Genomic DNA, 23,788 nt, shown 5'->3' on the forward strand with positions numbered 1-23,788 from the left:
TATAACAAATAGTCCAGTATAAAAAGTACTGGGCTATTTGTTAATAAAAAACTGTATATTTTAAAAATAATATTGACACATTAAAGAACATACGCATATACTGTATATAGATATATTTAAATGTATCTATATAAAAAGGATATAAATTAGAACACAAAATAAATTTTATAAATGAAACACAAGAAGGAGGTATTTCTATAATGAAAGAAAAAAACAAAAAAAATGTAGGGTTAGACTTTTTTGGTAGGTATCTTACAATATGGGTGACTATATGCATAATAGTAGGAGTATCTATAGGTCAAATTTTTCCTGCTTTTCCTAGGGCATTAAGCAAATTTGAATATGCAAAAGTATCAATTCCAGTAGCTATACTTATATGGATTATGATTTATCCTATGATGCTTAAAATTGATTTTTCAAGCATTGTAAATGCTACGAAAAAACCAAAAGGACTTACAGTAACTTGCGTTACAAACTGGCTAATAAAACCATTTACTATGTATTTAATCGCAGGATTTTTCTTGAAAATAGTTTTTAAGAACTTAATTCCAGCAAATCTAGCATCTGATTATCTAGCGGGAGCATTACTTTTAGGAGCAGCACCTTGTACAGCTATGGTATTTGTTTGGAGCCATTTAACAGAGGGGGATCCTGCTTATACAGTAGTTCAAGTTGCTATAAACGATTTAATTTTACTATTTGCATTTACACCTATAGTTGCATTTTTACTTGGAGTAAGTGATGTAGTAGTACCGTATGATACATTATTTTTATCAGTTGCTTTATTTGTAGTTATTCCTTTGGTTGGAGGGTATTTATCTAGAAAATATATTATAAAAAACAAAGGAATAGAGTATTTTGAAAATATATTTCTTAAAAAATTTGACAATATAACAATAATAGGGTTGTTGCTTACTTTAATTATAATATTTTCTTTCCAAGGAGAGGTAATACTTAACAATCCAATGCATATTGCATTAATAGCTGTACCGCTTATAATTCAAACAGTTTTTATATTTTTTATTGCATATTTTTGGGCAAAAGAGTGGAAACTACCTCATAATATAGCGGCACCTGGAGCAATGATTGGAGCAAGTAACTTTTTTGAATTAGCAGTAGCTGTTGCAATATCTTTATTTGGTTTACAATCTGGAGCAGCTCTTGCAACTGTCGTTGGAGTATTAGTTGAGGTTCCTTTAATGCTTGCTCTTGTTAAAATAGCAAATAAAACTAAACATTGGTTTAAGTAAAAAATAATTAATAAAAAGGAGTAGTTTTTATGAAAAAAATGATTATATTTGACCCAGCAATGTGTTGTTCAACAGGAGTTTGTGGACCTTCAGTAGATCCAGAATTACTGAGAGTATCAACGATTATTAATAATTTGAAAAATAATGGAGTAATGGTTGAAAGATATAATTTATCAAGTGAACCACAGGCATTTGTAGATAATAAAATGATAAATGAATTATTAAATAGTGAAGGCGTAGGTATTTTACCCGTGACAATTATAGATGATAAGGTAGTTAAGACTAAGGAATATCTTAAAACTGAGGAATTTTATAAATTATTAGATTTAGCAAATGATGTATCTAAAGCTTCGAAACCTAATGGATGCAATTGTAAAGATGGATGTTGCTAATTATAAAGGAGCGATATAGATGACTAGCTTTAATCCTAATAAAATAGATTTAACTAAATACTTATTTTTTACAGGAAAAGGTGGGGTTGGGAAAACATCAACAGCTTGTGCTACTGCCATAACTTTAGCGGATCAAGGTAAAAAGGTTATGCTTATAAGTACAGATCCAGCTTCAAACTTACAGGATGTATTCAATACTGATTTAAATAATAAAGGTGTTCAGATAAAAGAAGTTCCAAATCTAGTAGTAGCTAATTTTGATCCAGAGGAGGCTGCAAAAGAATATAAAGAAAGTGTTGTAGGCCCTTATAGAGGAAAGCTACCTGATGTAGTAATAAAAAATATGGAAGAACAACTTTCTGGTTCATGCACAGTTGAAATAGCAGCATTCAATGAATTTTCAAATTTCATAACGGATAAAAAAGCAAAAGAAGAATTTAACCATATTATATTTGATACTGCACCAACAGGTCATACTCTTAGAATGCTGCAACTTCCATCGGCTTGGAGTAATTTTATTAGTGACAATAAGCATGGTGCATCATGCTTAGGTCAATTAGCAGGACTTGAGAGTAAAAGAGAGGTTTATAAAAATGCAGTAGATATCTTAGCAAATAAAAACTTAACAACTCTGATATTAGTTTCTCGTCCAGAAGAATCTCCTTTAAAGGAAGCGGAAAGAGCATCAAAGGAGCTTTTAGATTTAGAAATAAACAATCAAATCCTTATAATAAATGGATTACTTAAAGATTCTGATGATGACTTATCTACAAATATTTTTAAGAAACAGCAAGAGGCGTTACAAAATATATCAAGACATTTAAGTGAATTACAAATATTTGAAATTCCACTTAGGCCATATAATGTTACTGGTATAGAAAATATAAGAGCATTTTTAAAAGAAGATAATGTTAAGTATAGTAATGAGACTCTAAACATAGAGGTTATACCTAAGTTAAAGGATATTGTTGAAAATCTATATAGTTCTAATAAAAAGGTTATTTTTACAATGGGAAAAGGTGGCGTTGGTAAAACAACTATAGCTGCTACCATTGCACTTGGCCTTGCTAAAAAAGGTAAAAAAGTTCATCTAACAACTACTGACCCAGCAGCTCATTTAAAATTTATACTTGATGAAAGCTATGGAATTACATTAAGCCATATTGATGAGAAAAAAGAACTTGAAAAGTATAAAAAGGAAGTATTGAGCAAAGCAAGAGAAACTATAGGAGAAGAAGATCTTGCTTATATAGAAGAAGATTTAAGGTCTCCTTGTACTCAAGAGATAGCTGTATTCAGAGCTTTTGCACAGATAGTTGAAAGATGCGAAAATGAAGTTGTCGTAATAGATACAGCACCAACTGGACATACGCTTCTACTTTTAGATTCAACTCAAAGCTATCATAAAGAAATTGAGCGTTCACAGGGCAATATTCCTAAATCAGTAAAAAAACTTTTACCAAGATTGAGAAATGAAGAAGAAACAGAAGTTATAATAGTAACTTTAGCTGAAGCAACGCCAGTATATGAAGCTATGAGGTTGCAAGATGATTTAAATCGTGCAGGAATAAATAGCAAGTGGTGGATAATTAATTCAAGTTTATTCGCTACAGATACAACTAATAAAATTCTTAAAGCAAAAGCAAGTAATGAAATAGTTTGGATAAATAAAGTTAATGAAATTTCAAAAGGTAGTCTTGCAGTTATTAAATGGAATAACGAAGAGATTAAAGGTGAAAAGTTATTAGATTTACTAATGTAAACAAAACATCCACTATAAGTAAAATAATATTTTTCTAATAGTGGATTTTTTTATTGAACTATTATATATATAGGAAAATTATGTTGACATACTAAATTTTATATGGATATACTTCATATATAGATTTAAATACATATATGGAGGTTAAACAAAATATGGACAAAATGGTTGAAATATTTAAAGCTTTATCTGATAAAAATAGACTCCTTATTTTAGATATGCTTTCATGTGGAGAATTATGTGCCTGCGATATTATAGAAGGATTAAACTTAACTCAACCGACTATTTCTCATCATATGAAGATTTTACAAAAGGCAAATTTAGTAAATGTAAAAAAAGAAGGAAAGTGGATGAGATATTCTTTAAATTTAGAAGTTATAAAAAAATCAATAGATTATATAAACATACTTTCATCACCTAAAGAAGATTGTATTTGTAAAGGAATAAAAAAAGATTGTAATGACTAAATGGAGGGAATTAATATGAAAATAGCAATAATAGCAGACGTTCATAGTAATATTTATGCATTAGAGGCAGTAGTAAATGATATAAAAGAAAAAAACTTAGATTTAGCAGTTTGTGTTGGGGATTTGGTAGGGTATGCTACATTTCCAAATGAAGTTATAAATTTAATCAGAAATGAAAACATACTAACTGTGATGGGAAACTATGATGATGCAGTAGGAAACATAAGATTTATATGTGGATGTGATTATCCAGATCCTAAGGATGCTGAAAATGCAACAAAATCTCTTATGTGGAGTATTGAAAATACAAGTGAAGAAAATAAAGCATTTTTAGCAAATCTTCCAAAAGAGATGACTTTGACATTTGAAGGAAAGACTATTACATTTGTTCATGGAAGCCCAAGAATGTTAAATGAATACTTAAAAGAGGATTCTAGAGAAGCTAAAGAAGTTATGGAAGAATTCACAGGAGATATTTTAGTATGCGGACATACTCATAAACCGTATTACAAAATGTATGAAGATAAAATGCTTGTAAACAGTGGAAGCGTAGGTAAATCTAAAACAGGAAGCCCAGACGCAAACTATGTAATAATAGATATTAAAGAAGATGATGTAAAGATAGATATAGTGGAAGTTGCTTATGATTTTGAAAAAACAGCAAAGGCTATAGAAGAAAGTGTATTACCTAATGAATTTGCAGAAATTATAAGAACGGGTAGAGCATAAGATTATTTGCAAAAGATAAGGTGAAAATCAACTTAATATTATATTAAATGAAAATGGTAGAGATTTAGTTTTCTCTACCATATTTAGTATCCTTCAATTGGAAAATCATAGTAACAATAGAATTAAATAGGTATAATAAAAGTAGGAAAGAAATGTAATAAAAAAATAAATAGTATATGAATTTTATAGAATAAATGGCAAAGGGGGATAATATATGGGAATATATTTAGATAACGCAGCAACTTCTTTTCCAAAGCCAATACAGGTAGCAGATGCAGTATATAATTTTATGGTTAATATTGGAGCAACATCTGGAAGAGGGGCTTATGAAAGTGCTATGGAATCAGACAGGTTAGTTTACGAAACAAGAAAACATATTGCATCTTTGTTTAAACAAGATGATATTAAAAAAGTTATTTTCACATTAAATGTAACAGAATCATTAAATCTAGCTATAAAAGGAATCTTGAAAAAGGGAGACCATGTAATTACAAGTTCTCTTGAACATAATGCAGTATGGAGATCTCTTAAAACTTTAGAAAGAGATATTGGAATAAGTATTTCTACAGTACCATGTACAAAAGAAGGATATACAAATCCAAGCGATATTGAAAAATACATAAAAGAAAATACAGCACTTATTATTTTTACACATGCTTCTAATGTACTTGGAACAATACAGCCAATAAGAGAAATAGGAGCTATTGCTAGAAAATATAAAATTCCTTTTTTAGTGGATGCAGCTCAAACAGCAGGAGTATACCCTATAGATGTAAAAAAAGATAATATTGATTTATTAGCTTTTACAGGGCATAAAAGTTTACTTGGGCCTATGGGGACTGGAGGGCTTATTGTAAATTGGGACAAGGATATAAATCCTTTAAAATCTGGAGGAACAGGTGGAGATTCATCTTATGAATATCAGCCAAATTATTTTCCAAATAGATTAGAAACTGGAACACCTAATGTTGGTGGAATAGTGGGCCTTTTAGAAGCTATAAAATTTATACAAGCCGAAGGGATAGATACTATTTTAAATAAAGAAAAAGAAGTATTATCATATGCATTTAAAAGATTAGAAGAAGTGGAAGATATATCTATTTATGGACCAAAGAATATTGAAAAAATAGTAAGTGTAATTACATTTAATTTAAAAGATAAATCTGCAGAAGAGGTAGCTTATGAACTTGATCAAAATCATGGGATAATGATAAGAGCAGGTCTTCACTGTGCTCCAAGTGCTCATAATGTAATAGGAACAAAAAAAATAGGAACAGCGAGAATTGGAATAGGGTATTTTAATGAAAAAGAAGATATTGATTTATTTGTAGATGCACTTAAAAAAATAAACAATCAAAATTAGGGAGGAGATTTTTTGTACTTAGAAGAAGTTAAAATGAATTTTATACAACCTTGTACAGCTGATGCTGCAAGAATAAGATTTAAGGCTAAATTTTCAACCGATATTTCAGAAATATTACCGTATATAAATGCTGTTGTGAAAGATGCTATATATAATAAGAAGGTTCAGAGTTTAACAATAAGAAAAGAATTTAGAATTATTACGATTTATGGAACTAATTTAGCTGTATCTAAAGCGATTAATGAATCAGAAGCTTATGAAATAATGGATTTAGTAAAAGATTTAGTGAATAAGACCTATGAAAGAAAAGACGAAATAGAGCCTTTATATGAAATGAGAGAAAAACCAGATATTTTACAGGTATACAAATATTTACCAAAATTAAACTGTAAAAAATGTGGAGAATCAACATGTCTTGCATTTGCATCAAAACTTCTATCGGGTATACAAAAAATAAAAAAATGTGGACATATTTATGAAGAAGCTAATAGGGAAAACTTAGATAAGGTAGAGAATATGTTGCAGATTATGGGGTATGAATAAAAATGGTATAATTAATTAAATTTAGTTTTAGGAGGAGTATATATGCATAAGTTTCAGGCAAAGAATAGAAAAAAACTTGATAATGAGTGGAGAAGAAATATAATGCCACCTAAAGAAACTCTTGAGAAACTAGGATTAACTAAAAATGATATTGTTGCTGATATTGGATGTGGAATAGGATATTTTACAATACCAGCGTCTGAGATTAGTGATACGGTTTATGCAATGGATATTTCTAATGAGATGTTAGAGGATGTCAAAGAAAAATCTAGCGAGTTAAATATAGATAATGTACAAATAGTGAAAACTGATGAATACGATTTAAAGATAGAGAATGAATCTGTAAGCTTTAGTATTTTAGTGAATGTTTTACATGAGATTGAAGATAAAAAAAGATTATTGAAAGAAATAATTAGAATATCAAAAAAAGGTTCTAAAATAGCTATAATTGAATGGGATAAAAAAGTAACTGAGATGGGCCCTCCTGTTGATCACAGACTTTCTAAAGAAGAGATAGAAAATTTATTTGGTTATTTGAAATTAGAGGTAAAGAAAGAACTTGAATTTGAAGATTGTTTTTATGGAATTGTAGGAATTGTATAGATTTAAATAAACTAATTATTATAAAAGCATACCAAAAATCCTTCGAGTTGTTTAAGGAATCTTGGTATGTTTTTTATTTTGTCATAGCAAAAATTGCACCTGATATAAATGGAATCAACCAAATAGACCATACTACAATACTAAATTTATGAAATTTGATTTTCATTTCTTCATTATTTTTTATTAAAACAATTGTTGCCCAAAGTGCGTGTAAAAGCATTAATAGTATTGCCAATAAACCTGTTATGCCATGAAAATTCAATTTAAAACCTCCACTAGCTATCTTACCCATAACTATCGTTCCAAGCGTATCAAACACAAGTCCTGTATAAAATACTATTAGATGCCATCTTTTTAGTTCGCCTTGTTTTTTTTCACTCCAAACCCCTATTGTATAAAATAAAAGAGCCAAATTCATACAAATGATTGCATACATTAACATGTCATTAATACCTCCTAGATAAATTATTAAAATTCAAATATATAAGTTATATTTTTCCCTAGAACTGATATATTAAACAGTTTATTTTATTTTTGAAATATTTTCAAACTATATAAATATAATTTATAGAAACAGGTTGAAATTTAGAAAGGTGATATTCATGAACGAAAATGTAGAAGATGCAAATATAGATAAAAACTATTTATTAGATGTTTTGTCCAGTTTTTCTAAGGCTACAGGTTTATATATTGATGCTGTAAATAACGAAGGAGAAAGCTATTTTAAAGCAAATAATGTAGAGCGAAGTGAGTTTTGTAAGTTTATTCGAAGCCATGATAGATGTAATGAAAAATGCAAAGAATCGTATAAAGTAGCAAGTATTGAAGCAGGGAAATGGGAAGAACCATATTTTTTTAGATGTCATGCTGGAATAGTAATTTGGGCTGTACCTATTATAATTAAAGGTGTTAGTGTAGGAAGTATAATGTGTGGTCAAGTCTTAATGTGGGAGCCCGATGAATTTTTCTTTGAAGAACTAAAAGAATTTAATCCATATATTGAAGAATTTGAAACATTAAAAGAAAAAGCTATGAATCTTGAAATAGTATCTCCGAATAAAACTCAGGCAGTAGCAGATACATTATTTATAGTAGTTAATTATTTAGTTAAAAGAAATATTTGTATTTTAGAAAATAAAGATTCTTCACGGTTATTGATGCAAAAAATTAGGCAGGAATTAGAGGATAGAAAAAAATCTGATTTTCATAAAAATGATGATTACAATAGTTATTTAAAAAAAGAGAGAAAATTATTAAGCTATATTCGATTGGGAGATAAAGTAAAGATAAAAAATACTTTACTAAATCTTTTGGGGGACCTTTATGTTAAAACAGGAGGGGATAAAAATATAATAAAATTACGTATTCTAGAATTAGCATCTTTGATTTCAAGGGCTGCAGTAGATGGAGGGTTAGATGCAGAAATTGCAATGACTATGATGGAAGATTTTAATAAAGAAATTTGTAAAGTTGATAATATAGAATGCTTTTTTTATGAAATATATGATATAACGAGAGATTTTTTAGATAAAATATTTATTTTAGGAGATAAAAAGCATATTAGTTTATTAAAAAAAGCACGAAATTTCATTATGGAGAACTATTCTAAGACCATAAAAATAGAGGATGTAGCACAATATCTTTTTATAAGTAAATCTCACTTAAGCAGGTTATTTCGCAAAGAACTAGATTGCACAGTAAATGACTACATTACAAGAGTGAGAGTAGAGAAAGCAGTTGAATTAATGAAAAAAAGAGAATTAAGTATAAAAGATATTTCAATTAGTGTAGGATTTAAAAGTCAAAGTTATTTTACAAAGGTATTTAAAAAACATATCGATGTTAACCCAGTTGTATATAGAAATAAATTATTCTAAGGGGGAGTATGAGTGTACTATAAAAAAATAAGCGAATGTATAATAAATGGAGATACTGAAGCAGTAATAGAATTAACAAAAGAGGCTTTAGCTAAGAAATATCCACCTGAGTATATATTAGAAAAAGGTTTAATTTTAGGAATTAATGAAATTGCTAAAAAATTTCGTAAAGATAAGGTATTAGTTCCTGAGGTGCTTCTTTCCACTAGAGCTATGAATGCAGGAATTTCTATATTGCAGCCATATTTTAAAGAGTATAAAAGAAATAATAAAGTAAAAATTGTATTAGGAACAGTTGCCGGAGATTTGCATGATATTGGTAAAAATATGGTGAAAACTATACTTATAGCTAATGGAGCAGATGTAATTGATTTAGGAGTAAACGTATCTACAAGAGATTTTATAGATACAGTATATAAAGAAAAACCTAATATGCTTATGATGTCAGCTCTGTTAACTACAACTTTACCAGCTATGAAAGAAGTCATAGAAGAACTAAAAAATAAAGAGTTAAGAGAAAGTGTAAAAGTCGTTGTTGGTGGAACTCCTGTAACAGAAACTTTTGCAAATAGAATAGGAGCAGATTATTACTTTGAAGATGTATTTAAATTGAGAAGTTTTTTAGAAAAAAATTTACATAAGCTTGTGATTGAATAATTACCCCGTTTAAAGGGGATTTTTTTTGTTATCTTTTAATATATTTTGAATAAAATTAATAAAAGCACGATCGAGCAAAAAAAAGCAGGAATAAGCTATTAAATATTAAGTTATATTTTCATAGTATTAAACAAATGAAATTATAAAAAAACTAAGGGGATGTGAAAATAATATGAAACCATTATTAAGATTTCTTTCTGATGAAGATTTAAAAAATGTTCATAATATGGCTTTAGATATGTTAGAAAATATGGGTATGCAGCTATGCTCAGAAGAAGCACGTGAAATATTGAAAAAAGAAGGAGCGACAGTTGAAGGTGAAATTGTGAAAATTCCTAGAGAATTAATAGCTAGAGCACTTGAAACTGTTCCAAAGAGAGACGAATTTGTACTTTATGGAAGAACACCAGAAAATGACGTAAAAATAAGTGAAGCACCTCCAACATTAGCAGCTATGACTATGGCAACAGCAGTTATTGATCCTGAGACAAGAGAAAGACGCCCTGCTACTAATGAAGATTTAGCTAAACTTACTAAAATATTAGAAACTTTGGATAACGTAACAATTGCAAGTGGACTTGTTACACCTCAAGATGTGCCTCTTCAAGCTTCTGATTGGTATACTTGGGCAACAACAATAAAGAATACTACAAAACATATAACAGGTGGAGTAGTTGGTAAAGAAGGCGTTAGAGATGCAGTAAAAATGGCATCACTAGCAGTAGGTAGCGAAGAAGAATTTTTAAGAAGACCGTTTATATCTGTTTGGGTACTAACTATGCCTCCAATGAAAGTAGATGAGAATACTTTAAATGTACTTATGGAAGCTAGTAAATATAAAATACCTTCAGTGATAAGTTCTGGAGGAATACTTGGAATATCTTCACCTATAACTATTGAAAGTGCAATAATTCATACTCATGCAGAAACACTTGCTTGTATAGCACTATCTCAGATGGTTAACCCTGGAGCACCTGTAATATATTCAAGTTATGTACGTAGTATGGATATGAAAACACTAAGCGTCGCAATGTCTAGCCCAGAATCGGCCATAATGAAGAGTTGTATGGCAGAATTAGGACTTTACTTAGATCTTCCAACAAAGATGCCATGTAATTTACGTGACTCAAAAGTTCTAGATGCACAAACTGGATTTGAAACAGGTATGGTTGGAACTATTGGAGCTTTAACAACAGACTTCTTAGTAGCAATGCAATTAGATATGGATTTAGTAGTCGATTATGCAGATCTTCCATACTCTAATGAATGTATGTCTCAGCTGCAAAGGCTAGTAAGAGCATTAGATTTTAATAACAAGAGAATAGATTTAGATAATATAGAAAAAACTGGACATGGTGGAAGTTTCTTAGGTTCAAAACATACAGTTCGTTACTTCAGAAAAGAGCTATGGAGAGGTGAATTAACGGAAAGAGGAAATTATGGATCTTGGAAAGATGAAGGAGAAAAAGATATAGCACAAAAATCTTTAGAAAAAGTTCGTGAAATTCTTGAAGAAACAAAAAATGTAGAACTTTTAGATAGGGATATACAAGATAAAATAGATGCTATAGCTGAAGCGGCTATAGAAAAAGCAAAGGATATAGTAAGATAAAAAATCATGCATAAAAAATATTAAGGATGTGAGCAAAATATGAATAAAAGCAAAGTCCTTGGTTTGATTGCTATAATTATAGTGGTAACAATATATGGAGTTTCATATATTTCTAGAGATGTTATTGATGATTATATGCATGCAACAGTAATAGTTGGATTTCAACTTACTATTATGGCTGTTCTTTTCACTATATATAATGTTGTGAAAAAGTATAATTTTAAAATAGAAAAATCAGATATATTTATTATATGCTTGTCAGGTTTATTTGGAACAACATTTTTTCATGTATTAACAGTTTTAAGTATAACTGCTATTGGACCTACTGTATCGTCACTATTATTTGGATTCGCGGCAGTATTTTCATTATTAATAGATACAATATTCTTTAAAAGACCAAAAACGAAGTTGAGTATTGTTAGTGTGATTGTTTCCTTGATAGGCGTATATATTCTTATGGGAATAGACTTTAATGATTTAGCTTCCACTAACTTTAAAGGATATTCACTGACCCTTCTTAGTATAATATCATGGGTAGTTTATTGCTTCTTGTCTGATAAGGTCTCCGATAAATATGATAAAACAGTAATGTTAAACTATCAAGCAGCAGTGGGTGCTGTAACAACATTACCGTTTATATTCGTTTATCCAGTAAGTATGGGACACTTAATGATGGGAAAAGTTATAATAAATCTGATAATTTTAGGAGTATTCAACTCTACAATAGCGTATTTCTTGAATATATATGCTATAAAAAATATAGGAGTAACTTTATCCAATTTATTTATGAATTTCTTGCCAGTAATCACTATAATATTATCTTTATTGTTATATGGAACAATACCATCAATGAATCAGGTCGTAGGAGGGATTATAATAATAACCTCAGTACTATTGTTAAATAAAGACCAAAATAATATAGAAAGAATAGAGGAGTTAAATAACTAAAATACAGTTTAAGATCCCTGTTTTAAGGGGTCTATTTTTTTATATATGAAGCAAAATTTTATTCAAATTGAAATGTAACATATGGTACATAAATCGTATTGATTAATTGTTATAATTTACATATAAAATAGAAAAAGGGGATAGATAATATGGCTAATATATCAAATTTAAAAAGACAACATATTGAAGTTATAGATACTATAAAAATTATAGATAAGCTTATAAAAAATAATGATTTTGAGAAATATTCAAGTGATATAGCAAAAAATATAAGCATGCTTTCAGGTAAGTTAAAAATACATTTAGATACTGAAGATAAATTTTTATATCCTAAATTAATAAAACATGACAGTACTGAAGTAAAAGACAAAGCAAATAAATACATAGATGAAATGGGTAATATATGTAAAATATTTATTGAGTATAAAAATAGATTTAATACAAAAAGTAAAATCACAAATAATTTAGATGAATTTATAAAAGAATCTAATTATACATTTGATATGATACAAAAGAGAATACATAAAGAAGATATAGATTTATATCCATTGTTGGAAAAAGTTAATTAAGAAAAATAAAGATAAAAACCGGGTGCAATATTAGATAAAATATTGAGCCCGGTTTTTTAAGTCAAAACACTTTTTTATTCGTATTGTTTTATGTAATCGATTATAATCAATATAAAACAGGGAGGTAATATACTAGATGATAGATGAGAAATTGCAACAAGATATACACAATCGCAATCCTAGAACTTATGATTTTCTAATTAATGAATATAGTAAGTTGCTTTGGATCATTGCTTCAGGTGTACTTAAAAATGTTGGAAGTAGAGAAGATATTGAGGACTGTGTAGCAGAATGTTTTACATATTTATGGGAGCATCCTGAAAAATACGATCACAAAAGGGGAAGTATTAAATCATACTTATGTCTTATTACAAAAAGTAAAGCAATAGATAAAGTAAGAAAAATAAACAAAAGGACAACTCTTCCATATGATGAAGATTTAAAGGCAGAAACTGATGATATAGAGGAAGTATTAGTGAACAAACAAATGATCAATGATATCTATAATTTTGCAAAGAGCCTTAAACAAATGGATAGTGAAATTTTTTTACTTAGATATTTTTATCAGTTAAAACCTAGAGAAATTGCTGACAAATTAAATATTACATCGAAAGAAGTGAGTAATAGACTATACTATAGCAGAAAATCTTTGCTTACAAAAATTAAATTATAAATTAGGAGGATAACTATGAAAAAATATGATAACCTGATATCTGAGTTTAGCGAAGAAAATATTGATATGATTGTAAGTGAACTTCCTGAGTTTACAAATGAAAATTTAAATAATATAAAAAATAAATTCAGAAAAAAAACTATGAAGAGAGCGAGTAAGTCCAAAAAAATAATTATTAGAAGTCTTACAACAGCTGCTTGTATATGTGCTGTTTTTGTAGGAATGGTAAATATAGATAATGCATTTGCCGCAAATCTACTGGATGTTCCAGTAATAGGTGATATTGTAAATCTTGTAACCGTTAATAAAATGGCACTGTATGATAAATATAAGGAGATAAATATAGAAATACCATCTATTGAAGGACTTGAAGATAATGAAGTTCAAAAGGAAATAAACAGTATTTTAAAAGAACGTGCTATAGCTGTTTATGATAAGGCTCTTGAAAATTCGGAGAAAATAAAAGAAGATTCACAGAAAAAAGGATTTTTGACATTCATGCCTGAGATAGTAGATCAAAGCTATACATTAATTAGAAACAGTGATGATATATTGTCTTTTAAGGTTGTGACAACTCAAATAAAAGCAAGTGGTTATGAAACAGCTGACTTTTATAATGTTGATCTGAAAAACAGCAAATTACTCAATATAAGTAGTTTATTTAATAAGAATTATGATTATATAAGTGTTATAAATAACGAAATAGTAATGAAAATGAAAGAAGAAATAGAAAAAGAAGATGCTGGGTATTTTCCAGAAGAATTCAAAACTATAGATGACAAGACTAATTTTTATATAAATAAAAATGGCAAACTCGTGATAGTTTTTAATGAATATGAAATATCAGCTGGTTATATGGGGATGCCTGAATTTATAATTGATACTTCTGTTTTTGGAAATAACATTTCTGACTTAGGATATTTGAAATAGGATATGAGAATAATTGAATAGTTATATTAAAAAAGCCATGGAATGGATTAAAAATATATTTCATGATGAAAATAGAAAGATGATCGAGATATTTACACTGTATCAAGAATTATTAGAAAAAACGTTAAAGATGATCTAGCTGAACAGCTACAAGAAAAATTAGATAAATTTGCAAAATAAGATTAAGAAGGCACTCATTTTTCATGAGTGTCTTTGAATTTATTGTAAAATTATAAAAAAACTGTATTACAATATTGTTTTATGTTATATAATGTGTCTTAATAAATTATTTTTAGTGTTAAGGAGTTGATTGAAATGTCTTTAGAAAATGTTAGAGATTTTTTAACAGAGAATGATTTGAAATTTGAGATATTTGAAATGCAGGAAAGTACAGCAACAGTAGAATTAGCGGCTAAAGCACATGGAGTAGCCCCTGAACTTATTGCAAAAACTATAGCTGTTAAGTTAAAAGATAGAGATATTCTTATAGTTACTAAAGGCGACGCAAAGATAGATAATAGAAAGTATAAGGATGAGTTTAAGACAAAGTGTACGATGCTAAAGTATGATGAAGTCTTAGATATAACTGGACATCCAGTTGGTGGAGTATGTCCGTTTGGATTAAAAAATCCTTTAGATATATATTTAGATATTTCCATTAAAGATTTTGAGTATGTGTATCCTGCTGCAGGATCGGTTAATTCATCTATAAAGATTAAGCCGAGTGAATTAGAGGAAATAACTAATGGAATATGGGTTGATGTATGTAAATAAAGATTATTAAAAATATAATAAAATGATTGTATAAAGTGAAACTTAATTCAGATGAAGTTTTTACTTCAATTGAATTTTTAGTTGAACTAATCCAGAAGCTGTTAAGTTCTTAACTTCATCTTTAAAAGAATGGAGTTTTAGAACTTTTAGCTTTCGGATAAATATTTTTGAAAGGATGTGATTGATATGATGTTATTAAAATATGAGGTGGGAGAATATATATAGGTTATAGTATTATTCTCTTGCCATAGGATACGATAATATGGAGGAGAGAATATAATAATGATAAAGATAGTAAAAAGCGAAAAATCGTGGATAGAAAGCAATGCTGTGGATCAGCTTAAAAAGATAGCGGCACTTAAAGGAATAATTAATGCGGTAGGACTTCCAGATTTACATGTTGGAAAGACTCCTGTTGGAGCAAGCTATATGACTAAGGATATTATATATCCTCATATAATAGGAAATGATATAGGATGTGGAATAGGTATATTTTCAACTGGACTTAAAAAAAGCAAATTTAAAATAGATAAGACTATGAAAAAATTAGAAAAATTAAGTAGCCTTGAAAATATAAATGACTTTATTAAAGATACTGATTTTCCTTTTAAAGAAAAGTTAGGAACAATAGGGTCTGGTAATCACTTTGCAGAGTTTGAGGAAATTAATAAGGTATATGATGAAAAAGTTTTAAATGAAATAGAAATAAAAAAGAATGAGATATACTTATTAGTTCACAGTGGTTCAAGAAGATATGGTGAGTATATATTGAACAAATATATTAAAGAATATTCTTGTCAAAATGGATTAGAGTTAGGTACTGATGCATTTAATGAATACATGAGTGAACATAACAAAGCTGTTGAATTTGCAAATTTAAATAGAGAAATCATAGCTCATAAGATTTTGAGTTGTGTAAACGGAAAAGAAAGTAGAAAGATTTTAGGTAGTGTTCATAATAGTATAACTGAAAAGAAAATCGATGATGATATATACTATATTCATAGAAAAGGAGCAGCACCGTCTGATATAGGATATATTGTAGTAGCTGGATCCAGAGGAAGTAACTCTTATATAGTAAAACCAATGGATAATCTTTTTGATTATTGTTTTTCAATATCTCATGGTTCGGGAAGAAAGTGGAGTAGGTTTGGATGTAAAGAAAAGCTTGAAAAAGTTTATTCTAAAAAATATGTAAGACAAAACAATATGAAGTGTAATTTGATATATAGTGATAAAAATTTAATATACGAAGAAGCTCCAGAGGCCTATAAGAATATAGAAAGAGTAATACAGGATATGGTGGATGAGAAGATGATTAAGGTTGTAGCTAATCTAAAGCCGTTGATAACTTATAAAAGGTAATTTATAAAATAACTCCGTTTTTTACGGAGTTATTTTTAACTATCTTTAAACTAAATACTTAAAATATAAAGAGAATATAGAAAAAAATAAGTAAAAAGTGCATAAATAAATAAAAACAATTAAATAACTTGAAAAATAACTTAAAAACAATTATAATTAAATTATAAATTAAATATTGGGGTGGTATATTTGTACCAACAAGAACGAATGGAAGTAATCCTAAATTACTTAAAAACTAACAAAAGAATTAGTGTAGAAGAAATTTGTAATTTATGTGGTGTTTCAAGAGATACTGCACGAAGAGATTTAGTAAAGCTAGAGAAAAATGGAGAGATACTTAGAACCCATGGTGGTGCAATTTTATCTAAGGTTCAAAATAAAATTAAGAATTATGAAGAACGTCTTCAACAAGATTTAAAGCCAAAAAAAGAAGTTGCAAAATTAGCAGCAGCATTGATTAAAAGTAGAGATAGAATAATTATGGATACATCTACAACAATGCAGTTATGTGCAGAATTATTAGGTGACATAGAGGATTGTTCAGTTATAACAAATTCAATAAATGTAGCTGATATATTATCAAATAATAAAAATGTAGATATACATTTAGTTGGTGGTAAATTAAATCAGAAACATCGTTATCTATATGGAACAGAAACTATATCAATGCTCTCTAATTATTATACTCACAAAGCCTTTATAGGTATTGGTGGTATAACAAAAAATGGGATAATGAATGAAGATAATGAAGATGGATTTGTTAAAAGGAAAATGATTGAACAAGCAGAACAAGTTATAGTATTAGCAGATAGCACAAAGTTTGGAAAAAGTGGATTCTTCAAAGTTGCTGATTTATCAAAAATAGATTTAATAATTACTGATAAAATTCCTGATAAAGACTTTATGGACATCTTTGAAGAGAACAAAATAACTGTTGTATTTCCATAAAATAATTAGATACAACTCATTGGCGTTACCTATTTGGGCGTGACAATGATTGTTAAAAGCAAGGTAAATATTAATATATTTAATATTTACCTTGCTTTTTTATATCTAAGGAAGTTATGAATTTTTAATAATTAAAAGTTGGAATTTCAGGAGCATCATCTGGTACTCCGACTTCTTTTCTTGGTCTATCCTTACTTAGATGCCATTCATACCAACCGCCATCGTATATAGTGATATTTTTCCATCCCATAGCAAGTGCATACATATAAGTTTCACTTGCTCTCCATCCTGTGCCACAATGGAATGAAACTTTTTTATCCGGAACTATTCCCCAATCAGCCCATCTAGCAGCAATCATATGGTAATTAAACATCGTATTATCTATATTTCTATAATCCTCCATATGATAAGGATCAGATCCTGCATATCCAAATCTTGAATTAGGTATATCTCCAGCTTCTCCGATATAAGTGTATCCACTTATTTCACCTGTATACTCAGGCCAACTTCTTATAGATGCAACTATTGAATTTGGATTGTTTACGATATCCATTTCTTCGTCTAAATCTATAAGGACATCTGGTCTAGCAGGTATTTTTACTCCGAATGTATCTACAGGTTTAGGATTATTTACACCTTGTTCAAGTGGCATTTTATCCATATTCCATCTATCTATTCCACCATTTAATATTCTTACATCTTCAACACCAGCATACATCATCACAGCTGCACATCTAGAAGCTGCCGTTGTATTTGGACCGTAAAGAATTACCATAGTATCTTTTGTTATTCCAAGATTTAACAGTGTTTCTTCTATTTTCTTATCATCAGGTCTATTCCAAAATTTTTCTTGTTCTTCTTTTGGTATAAATTCATAATCAGCTAAAACTCTTGAGCCAGGAACATGATTTAATTTATCATCTATATGTATAGCTCCCTTTATATGACCTTCTTTATACTTTGATTCATCTTTTCCAAAGCTTAGCTCTACAATTTTATATTCTTTACCATCATATGTATGTGGATTTTTACCATCTACAAGATCTTGAACCCATTTCGGATAAACTAGCAATTCGTAATTTTTCATTTTATCCATTGGAAGTGTAGCATCTTTAGCCCATGCTTGAACACCTTCTTCTAGAACTGAAATATCACTATATCCAAGGGAAGATAATCTTTGAATTATATCGTTAGATACTTCACCATTTTTAGTATATAGAACAAGTTTTTTATCAGTTATTATATTTCTCCTTTTTAATTCCTTACTAAGCTCTTTATCATTTTTTAATAAAGAAAACCATTCTTGTGGAAAATCAATAGCCCCTTTTATATGACCTCCTCTTTCAATATCAATAGGCCACCCTATATATTCTTCCTCAGATCTCAAGTCTACAAATAAAATATCTTCTTTTGATAAAAATTCTTGAGCTTGTTTTATTTTGATAGATTGATGGTCGTTAGAATTAGTGCTAATATTAGTATCAGAACATGCTGCAAGTAAATAAATAGAAATTATTGCCAATAATAATGATATAAGCTTTCTCATGATTTTTTTCCTCCTTTTTAAAATTAACTATTATTACTTTTTTTATATATTACAGTATTTCTTGAAAACGTTTTCAGGATTATTAAAGAAATTATGTAAGATGATATATATTTAAAAAATGTTGTAATAAAATTTTTGTTTAAAAATAATATGTATGAATGAGCTGATTTTACAATTAGGTTGTACATATATATAAATCCAGAACTCGGTATGCTATTGAATAGATACGAGCTAATTAAGATACCTATAAAAGGAATAGTAAGTGTTAAAAATATTGAAGTTAATAATGCTGCCTTTATTGAATATTTATTTTTAAAAGCAATTATACCTATTAGAAAACCTTCAAATATATTAACTATAAAAAATATGCTAAAAGAAGAGTTACCAATACCTATAGTGCTTAAAGATAAGCTAGATAATCCTCCAACAAGTGAACCATAAATAGGACCAAGTGTTATTGCAGCCAGAGTAGTTCCTACTATATTAGAATATATTATACTTGGAAAACTAGAGAAAGTTTTCATACATTCAGTAAGAATATTTAAAGCAAAACATATTAAAAATATTAAGCTTATATAATATTTATTTTTTATCATGGTTTATCACCTTCTAATTATAGAAATTTGTTTTAATCGATACTATCAGACAAATAATAACATTATATGTAATGAAATACAAATAGATATAAATAATACATGTTATTATTCATATAGAAAAATTTTATAATAAATAGGGAGGAATTAACATGAATTATGAGTTTGACAAGGTAATAGATAGAAAAGAACACCATTCTGCTAAATGGAGAGAGATGGATAAAAAATTTGGAACGAATGATCTTATTCCTATGTGGATAGCAGATATGGATTTTAAGACAGCTCCAGAAATTACAGAAGCTATGAGGGAAAAGCTTGAGCACGGTATATTTGGTTATGTTAATAGGTCAGATGAATACTATGAAATAGCTTGTAATTGGTTAAAGAAAAGACACAGTTGGGAAGTTTCAACTAAAAATATAACTTACAGTCCAGGGGTTGTACCTGCTCTTAGTATTATAATACAGGAATTTACAAAACCAGGAGATAAGATAATTATTCAATCACCTGTATACTATCCTTTCTATAATGTTATAGAAGAAAATAATAGAGAGGTAGTTCTAAACCCTTTGAAGGAAACTGAAAGAGGATATTACGAAATGAATTATGAGGATTTAATATCTAAAATAGATGATGATGTTAAATTTTTAATTCTATGCAATCCACATAACCCAGTAGGTAGGGTTTGGAAAAAAGAAGAACTTGAGAAATTAGGAAAGATATGCTTTGAAAAAGGAGTTAAGGTTATATCTGATGAGATACATTCGGATCTAATATTTAAAGAAAATAAGCATATGCCTTTTGCTAGCTTAGGAAAAGAATTTGAGGAAAATACTATCACTTGTTTTGCTCCTACTAAGACTTTTAATATAGCAGGGCTTTACTCTTCTTTTATAGTGTTTCCAAATTCTAAGGATAGAGATATATTTGAAGAAGCTTTAGGAAGAATCGATTTAAAAAGAAACAACCCTTTTAGTTTAGTAGCTACCATGGCAGCTTATGAAAAAGGAGAGCCATGGCTTAAGGAATTATTAGTTTATTTAGAAGAAAACATAGATTACTTGATAGGATATATAAAAGAAAATATTCCTAAGATAAAAGTTAGAAAACCTGAGGGAACTTATCTTGCATGGCTTGATTTTAGAGATTACGATCTTTCTAAAGGTGAGTTAGAAAGAAAAATTATAGAAGAAGCAAAAATTGCTTTTGATGATGGACTTTGGTTTGGAGAAGAGGGAGAAGGATTCCAAAGAATAAATGTAGCTTGTCCGAGAGTTATGATAGAAGAGGTTCTTAAAAGATTAGAATCTGTGTTTAAATAGAAGGTAGCCAATGGCTACCTTTTTAAATATTTTAATATTCTGATATAGGAACTTGTTATATAATAACGGTATATAATTTATAGACTATAACGAGGAGGGAATTATGATAGAAAATGAAAAAGCAGTATACGATATATTAGAGAAACTAAGTATTGAGTATGAAAAGTACACTCATATTCCTGTATATACGATAGAGGAAGCTGACAATTTAAATTTAGATATAAAAGGAGCTCATTGCAAGAACCTGTTTGTTAGAGATAGAAAAGGAAGACAACACTATCTTATAATTATAGAAGACAACAAAAAGGTAGATTTAAAGAAATTATCATGGGATATAAATAGCACAAATTTAAGTTTTGCATCAGAAGAAAGACTTTTTAAATATTTAAAGTTAAAGCCTGGCTCAGTAACTGCATTTGGACTTATAAATGATAAGGACAAGCATGTGAAGCTGTTGATAGATAAAGATTTAAAAAATTTTGAGTATATAAGCTTTCATCCTAATGTAAATACTGCAACTGTTACGATTTCTTATGAGGATTTTGAGAAATTTTTAGAATTTATAGGTAATGAAGTAAATTATATTGAAGTATAGTTTATTTAATTATAAAAAAAATTGGTGGTTAAGCGAAAAATGGGTCTCATTGAAATACCGCTACTTAGTCAATATCTTAATAAAACTAAAGACTACACTTACTAAATATACTAAAACTTTTAAACTCCCTATGGTCAAACAAAAAAGTTTCTAACGTATATTTAGTAGATGTAATCTAAGTTTCATAGTAAAATATTGACCTAAAAGTAGCTAACATTTCAATAAGATCCATTTTTAGTTTGTATTGTTAATAAAGAAGTTGAGTTTAGAAGTAATTTATATTACATGAATGTGAAAAAACAAAATTATTACAACAAAACACACACAATCTATTATAATTAACTATGAAAAAGAATGTTATCTTTAAGAATGGGATTATAAAATGCTAAATAAAAAATAAAACAATAAATAATGAGGTGAGTAAGACGTGGAGGTTTTTATAAATATACTAGCTACATTTGCAGTTATTATGCTATTTGTAGCATCGTATAAGGCTTTTAAGCATAAAACCATTGTGTTTTTGAAAAGAAATCAAGAGATTCAAAATTTAGAAGAGGCATGTAGATGTTTTGGAAAGCTTTATTTTTTTGGAGGAATTATAAATTTGATTTATATTTTGTTATCATTATTTTTTCCTGAGGAAGAAATATCATTTAGAATTATAATAGATATACTTATGATTATATTTTTGTTGTGTAGTGCAGTATTTAGGGATAAATATATTAAAAAAACTAAACCTACTAAAATAGATTAGTCATTGTTGCATATATCTTTTAATCTAATGTGTTATTGCTTCATTATAAGCAAAATAATACTATAAAAATAAAAAGAGATATTTTTTCACGATTCTGTGAAAGAATATCTCTTTTTTAATATATAGAACATTATATGATTCTTAAGTTACACATAACATTGATTAAAAATCTACACTTGCAACTATTTTGAGCAACGGAGTCCATAGGACTCGTTGGCGACATGAGCTATGCGGTAGCATAAAGCGAATTTTTATTAATAAATAGTTTATATTTTGTTAATAAAAATTTAATAATTTGTTTCTTATTAATTTAGAATTAGATCTTAGTATATTAAGAGTAGATGATGAGGTTAAAAATCAGTTTAGAAAATACATTGAAATTATTATTAGGGAGGATAATTATGAGGAAAATATCATTAATATTATTATTAGGATGCTTATTATTAAGTTTATCTGCATGCACAAAGGCAGAAGCTGAAAAAGTTGAGGAGATATCTAAAAAGGTAGATGTGGAGGTTTTACAACAGAAAACTACTCCTGTTGAACTTGAGTATACAGGGATAGTTAAATCTGATGAAATGAAAGAAATTTCTTTTAAATCGTCAGGTAAAATTTTAAACATTTATGTTGAAAAGGGAGATCACATAAAAAAAGGACAGAGATTAGTTGAGTTAGATAAAGCAGATTTAAATTTACAATTAAACGCTACAAAATCAAAATTAGATACAGCACAATTAGATATTAAAAAAGCGGAGGACTCTTATATTTACAAAAAGGATTTATTTGAAAAGACTGAAGAAATGTATGAGTACGGAGCTGTATCAAGAGATGATTATGATAAGGTTAAATTAGAATTTGATACATCAAAAACTATTTATAATCAAGCTAAATCAAACTATGAAACTCTAAAAATAGACTATGACAGTAAGCTAAAAATGGTTAATGATGCTACTATTGTTTCAGATATAGATGGCTATGTATTAGATATTAAATATGAAGAAGGAGAAATGATTTCACCAGGAGCACAAATTATTACTATAGGAAATGATAAAAAAATAGTAAAAACAGGTGTTACTCAAAAAGATTTAGATAAAATTAGTTTAGGAAAAGAAGTAAACATAGAGTTTAATGATAAAGAAACAAAGGGAAGAGTAACAAATATATCTAAACTTCCTGATAAAACAACTAGGACATATGATGTAGAAATTTCACTTGATGAAACAAACTATTATTTAGAAACTATTGTAAATGTAAAGTTTGGTATTGGTGAAGAAACCGGTATATGGGTTCCTATTAATACTATTTTATCTTCAAATATAGATTATGTATATGTTGTTGAAGATGACAGAGCTGTTAAGAAGACCGTAACTATAGAAAAAACAAAAGGAAGTCAAGCTAAGGTTAAAGGACTTAAAGCGGGAGAAAAATTAATTTTTAATGGAATGAAGTCTGTTAAAAACGGTGCTTTAGTAAATATAAACGACAATACATTAGCAAATAATAAATAGAAGAAGGT

26 protein-coding genes are annotated in these 23,788 nt (G+C 28.3%); 24 read left to right on the forward strand and 2 right to left on the reverse strand.

Features of this window, described 5'->3' with window-relative positions; all coding sequences use genetic code 11:
* Positions 1-200 precede the first annotated feature (200 nt).
* The 8 genes from arsB to M2214_RS02410 all read left to right on the forward strand — a co-directional run bounded on the left by arsB (position 201) and on the right by M2214_RS02410 (position 7,109).
* A complete protein-coding gene (gene arsB, locus M2214_RS02375; protein WP_248482414.1) occupies positions 201-1,250 on the forward strand; it encodes an ACR3 family arsenite efflux transporter in 1,050 nt (349 codons plus the stop codon).
* A gap of 29 nt (positions 1,251-1,279) precedes the next feature.
* Positions 1,280-1,642: an arsenite efflux transporter metallochaperone ArsD gene (gene arsD, locus M2214_RS02380; RefSeq protein WP_248482416.1), complete on the forward strand. Its 363-nt coding sequence runs from the start codon at positions 1,280-1,282 to the stop codon at positions 1,640-1,642.
* Positions 1,643-1,661: 19 nt separating this feature from the next.
* A complete protein-coding gene (gene arsA, locus M2214_RS02385) occupies positions 1,662-3,404 on the forward strand; it encodes an arsenical pump-driving ATPase (protein WP_248482447.1) in 1,743 nt (580 codons plus the stop codon).
* A gap of 155 nt (positions 3,405-3,559) precedes the next feature.
* Positions 3,560-3,871 carry an ArsR/SmtB family transcription factor gene (locus M2214_RS02390; RefSeq protein ID WP_248482449.1) on the forward strand — a complete coding sequence of 104 codons (312 nt, stop codon included), beginning with the start codon at positions 3,560-3,562 and terminating at the stop codon, positions 3,869-3,871.
* Between the two features lie 15 nt (positions 3,872-3,886).
* A complete protein-coding gene (locus tag M2214_RS02395) occupies positions 3,887-4,600 on the forward strand; it encodes a metallophosphoesterase family protein (RefSeq protein WP_248482451.1) in 714 nt (237 codons plus the stop codon).
* 214 nt (positions 4,601-4,814) lie between these two features.
* On the forward strand, positions 4,815-5,963 hold the full coding sequence (locus tag M2214_RS02400; protein WP_248482453.1) for an aminotransferase class V-fold PLP-dependent enzyme: 1,149 nt from the start codon (positions 4,815-4,817) through the stop codon (positions 5,961-5,963).
* 12 nt (positions 5,964-5,975) lie between these two features.
* Positions 5,976-6,506: a (Fe-S)-binding protein gene (locus M2214_RS02405; RefSeq protein WP_248482455.1), complete on the forward strand. Its 531-nt coding sequence runs from the start codon at positions 5,976-5,978 to the stop codon at positions 6,504-6,506.
* 42 nt (positions 6,507-6,548) lie between these two features.
* Positions 6,549-7,109, forward strand: a complete 561-nt coding sequence (locus M2214_RS02410; protein WP_248482457.1) for a class I SAM-dependent methyltransferase — start codon at positions 6,549-6,551, stop codon at positions 7,107-7,109.
* Between the two features lie 73 nt (positions 7,110-7,182).
* On the opposite strand, the gene M2214_RS02415 is transcribed toward M2214_RS02410, so the two are convergent.
* Positions 7,183-7,551, reverse strand: a complete 369-nt coding sequence (locus M2214_RS02415; protein WP_248482459.1) for an HsmA family protein — start codon at positions 7,549-7,551, stop codon at positions 7,183-7,185.
* 160 nt (positions 7,552-7,711) lie between these two features.
* Here M2214_RS02415 and M2214_RS02420 point away from each other — a divergent pair, with 160 nt between their 5' ends.
* The 11 genes from M2214_RS02420 (at position 7,712) to M2214_RS02465 (ending at position 17,462) form a co-directional block, all read left to right on the forward strand.
* Positions 7,712-8,986 (forward strand): PocR ligand-binding domain-containing protein, encoded by a 1,275-nt coding sequence (locus M2214_RS02420; protein ID WP_248482461.1) that lies wholly within the window; start codon positions 7,712-7,714, stop codon positions 8,984-8,986.
* A 12-nt stretch (positions 8,987-8,998) separates the two neighbouring features.
* Positions 8,999-9,643, forward strand: coding sequence for a cobalamin B12-binding domain-containing protein (locus tag M2214_RS02425; protein ID WP_248482463.1), 645 nt, complete (start codon positions 8,999-9,001; stop codon positions 9,641-9,643).
* A 172-nt stretch (positions 9,644-9,815) separates the two neighbouring features.
* Positions 9,816-11,255, forward strand: coding sequence for a trimethylamine methyltransferase family protein (locus M2214_RS02430; protein WP_248482465.1), 1,440 nt, complete (start codon positions 9,816-9,818; stop codon positions 11,253-11,255).
* Between the two features lie 39 nt (positions 11,256-11,294).
* Positions 11,295-12,203, forward strand: coding sequence for a DMT family transporter (locus M2214_RS02435; RefSeq protein ID WP_248482467.1), 909 nt, complete (start codon positions 11,295-11,297; stop codon positions 12,201-12,203).
* A 149-nt stretch (positions 12,204-12,352) separates the two neighbouring features.
* On the forward strand, positions 12,353-12,772 hold the full coding sequence (locus M2214_RS02440) for a hemerythrin domain-containing protein (protein ID WP_248482469.1): 420 nt from the start codon (positions 12,353-12,355) through the stop codon (positions 12,770-12,772).
* A 136-nt stretch (positions 12,773-12,908) separates the two neighbouring features.
* On the forward strand, positions 12,909-13,445 hold the full coding sequence (locus M2214_RS02445; RefSeq protein ID WP_248482471.1) for a sigma-70 family RNA polymerase sigma factor: 537 nt from the start codon (positions 12,909-12,911) through the stop codon (positions 13,443-13,445).
* Between the two features lie 15 nt (positions 13,446-13,460).
* Positions 13,461-14,375 carry an anti-sigma-V factor rsiV gene (locus tag M2214_RS02450; RefSeq protein ID WP_248482473.1) on the forward strand — a complete coding sequence of 305 codons (915 nt, stop codon included), beginning with the start codon at positions 13,461-13,463 and terminating at the stop codon, positions 14,373-14,375.
* A gap of 13 nt (positions 14,376-14,388) precedes the next feature.
* Complete coding sequence (locus M2214_RS18115) at positions 14,389-14,514, forward strand: hypothetical protein (protein WP_256466697.1); 126 nt, start codon at positions 14,389-14,391, stop codon at positions 14,512-14,514.
* Positions 14,515-14,690: 176 nt separating this feature from the next.
* On the forward strand, positions 14,691-15,149 hold the full coding sequence (locus M2214_RS02455; protein WP_248482475.1) for a YbaK/EbsC family protein: 459 nt from the start codon (positions 14,691-14,693) through the stop codon (positions 15,147-15,149).
* 282 nt (positions 15,150-15,431) lie between these two features.
* Positions 15,432-16,514, forward strand: a complete 1,083-nt coding sequence (locus tag M2214_RS02460; RefSeq protein WP_248482477.1) for an RNA ligase RtcB family protein — start codon at positions 15,432-15,434, stop codon at positions 16,512-16,514.
* Between the two features lie 207 nt (positions 16,515-16,721).
* On the forward strand, positions 16,722-17,462 hold the full coding sequence (locus M2214_RS02465; RefSeq protein WP_248482479.1) for a DeoR/GlpR family DNA-binding transcription regulator: 741 nt from the start codon (positions 16,722-16,724) through the stop codon (positions 17,460-17,462).
* Positions 17,463-17,586: 124 nt separating this feature from the next.
* Here M2214_RS02465 and M2214_RS02470 read toward each other — a convergent pair whose 3' ends face one another.
* The gene (locus M2214_RS02470; RefSeq protein ID WP_248482481.1) at positions 17,587-19,008 is read right to left on the reverse strand and encodes a rhodanese-like domain-containing protein; all 1,422 of its coding nucleotides are present in this window, start codon (positions 19,006-19,008) and stop codon (positions 17,587-17,589) included.
* A 216-nt stretch (positions 19,009-19,224) separates the two neighbouring features.
* On the opposite strand from M2214_RS02470, the gene M2214_RS02475 reads away from it, so the two are divergent.
* From M2214_RS02475 to M2214_RS02495, 5 genes are all read left to right on the forward strand, one after another.
* Complete coding sequence (locus tag M2214_RS02475) at positions 19,225-19,449, forward strand: hypothetical protein (protein WP_248482483.1); 225 nt, start codon at positions 19,225-19,227, stop codon at positions 19,447-19,449.
* Between the two features lie 304 nt (positions 19,450-19,753).
* Entirely contained in the window at positions 19,754-20,923 is a 1,170-nt protein-coding gene (locus M2214_RS02480; RefSeq protein WP_248482485.1) for a MalY/PatB family protein, read from the forward strand.
* A 103-nt stretch (positions 20,924-21,026) separates the two neighbouring features.
* A complete protein-coding gene (locus tag M2214_RS02485; protein WP_248482487.1) occupies positions 21,027-21,518 on the forward strand; it encodes a prolyl-tRNA synthetase associated domain-containing protein in 492 nt (163 codons plus the stop codon).
* A 427-nt stretch (positions 21,519-21,945) separates the two neighbouring features.
* Positions 21,946-22,272, forward strand: coding sequence for a hypothetical protein (locus tag M2214_RS02490; RefSeq protein ID WP_248482489.1), 327 nt, complete (start codon positions 21,946-21,948; stop codon positions 22,270-22,272).
* 401 nt (positions 22,273-22,673) lie between these two features.
* A complete protein-coding gene (locus tag M2214_RS02495) occupies positions 22,674-23,780 on the forward strand; it encodes an efflux RND transporter periplasmic adaptor subunit (protein ID WP_248482491.1) in 1,107 nt (368 codons plus the stop codon).
* Positions 23,781-23,788 lie beyond the last annotated feature (8 nt).

Source organism: Tepidibacter aestuarii (genome assembly GCF_934924865.1).
Lineage (GTDB): Bacteria > Bacillota > Clostridia > Peptostreptococcales > Peptostreptococcaceae > Tepidibacter_A > Tepidibacter_A aestuarii.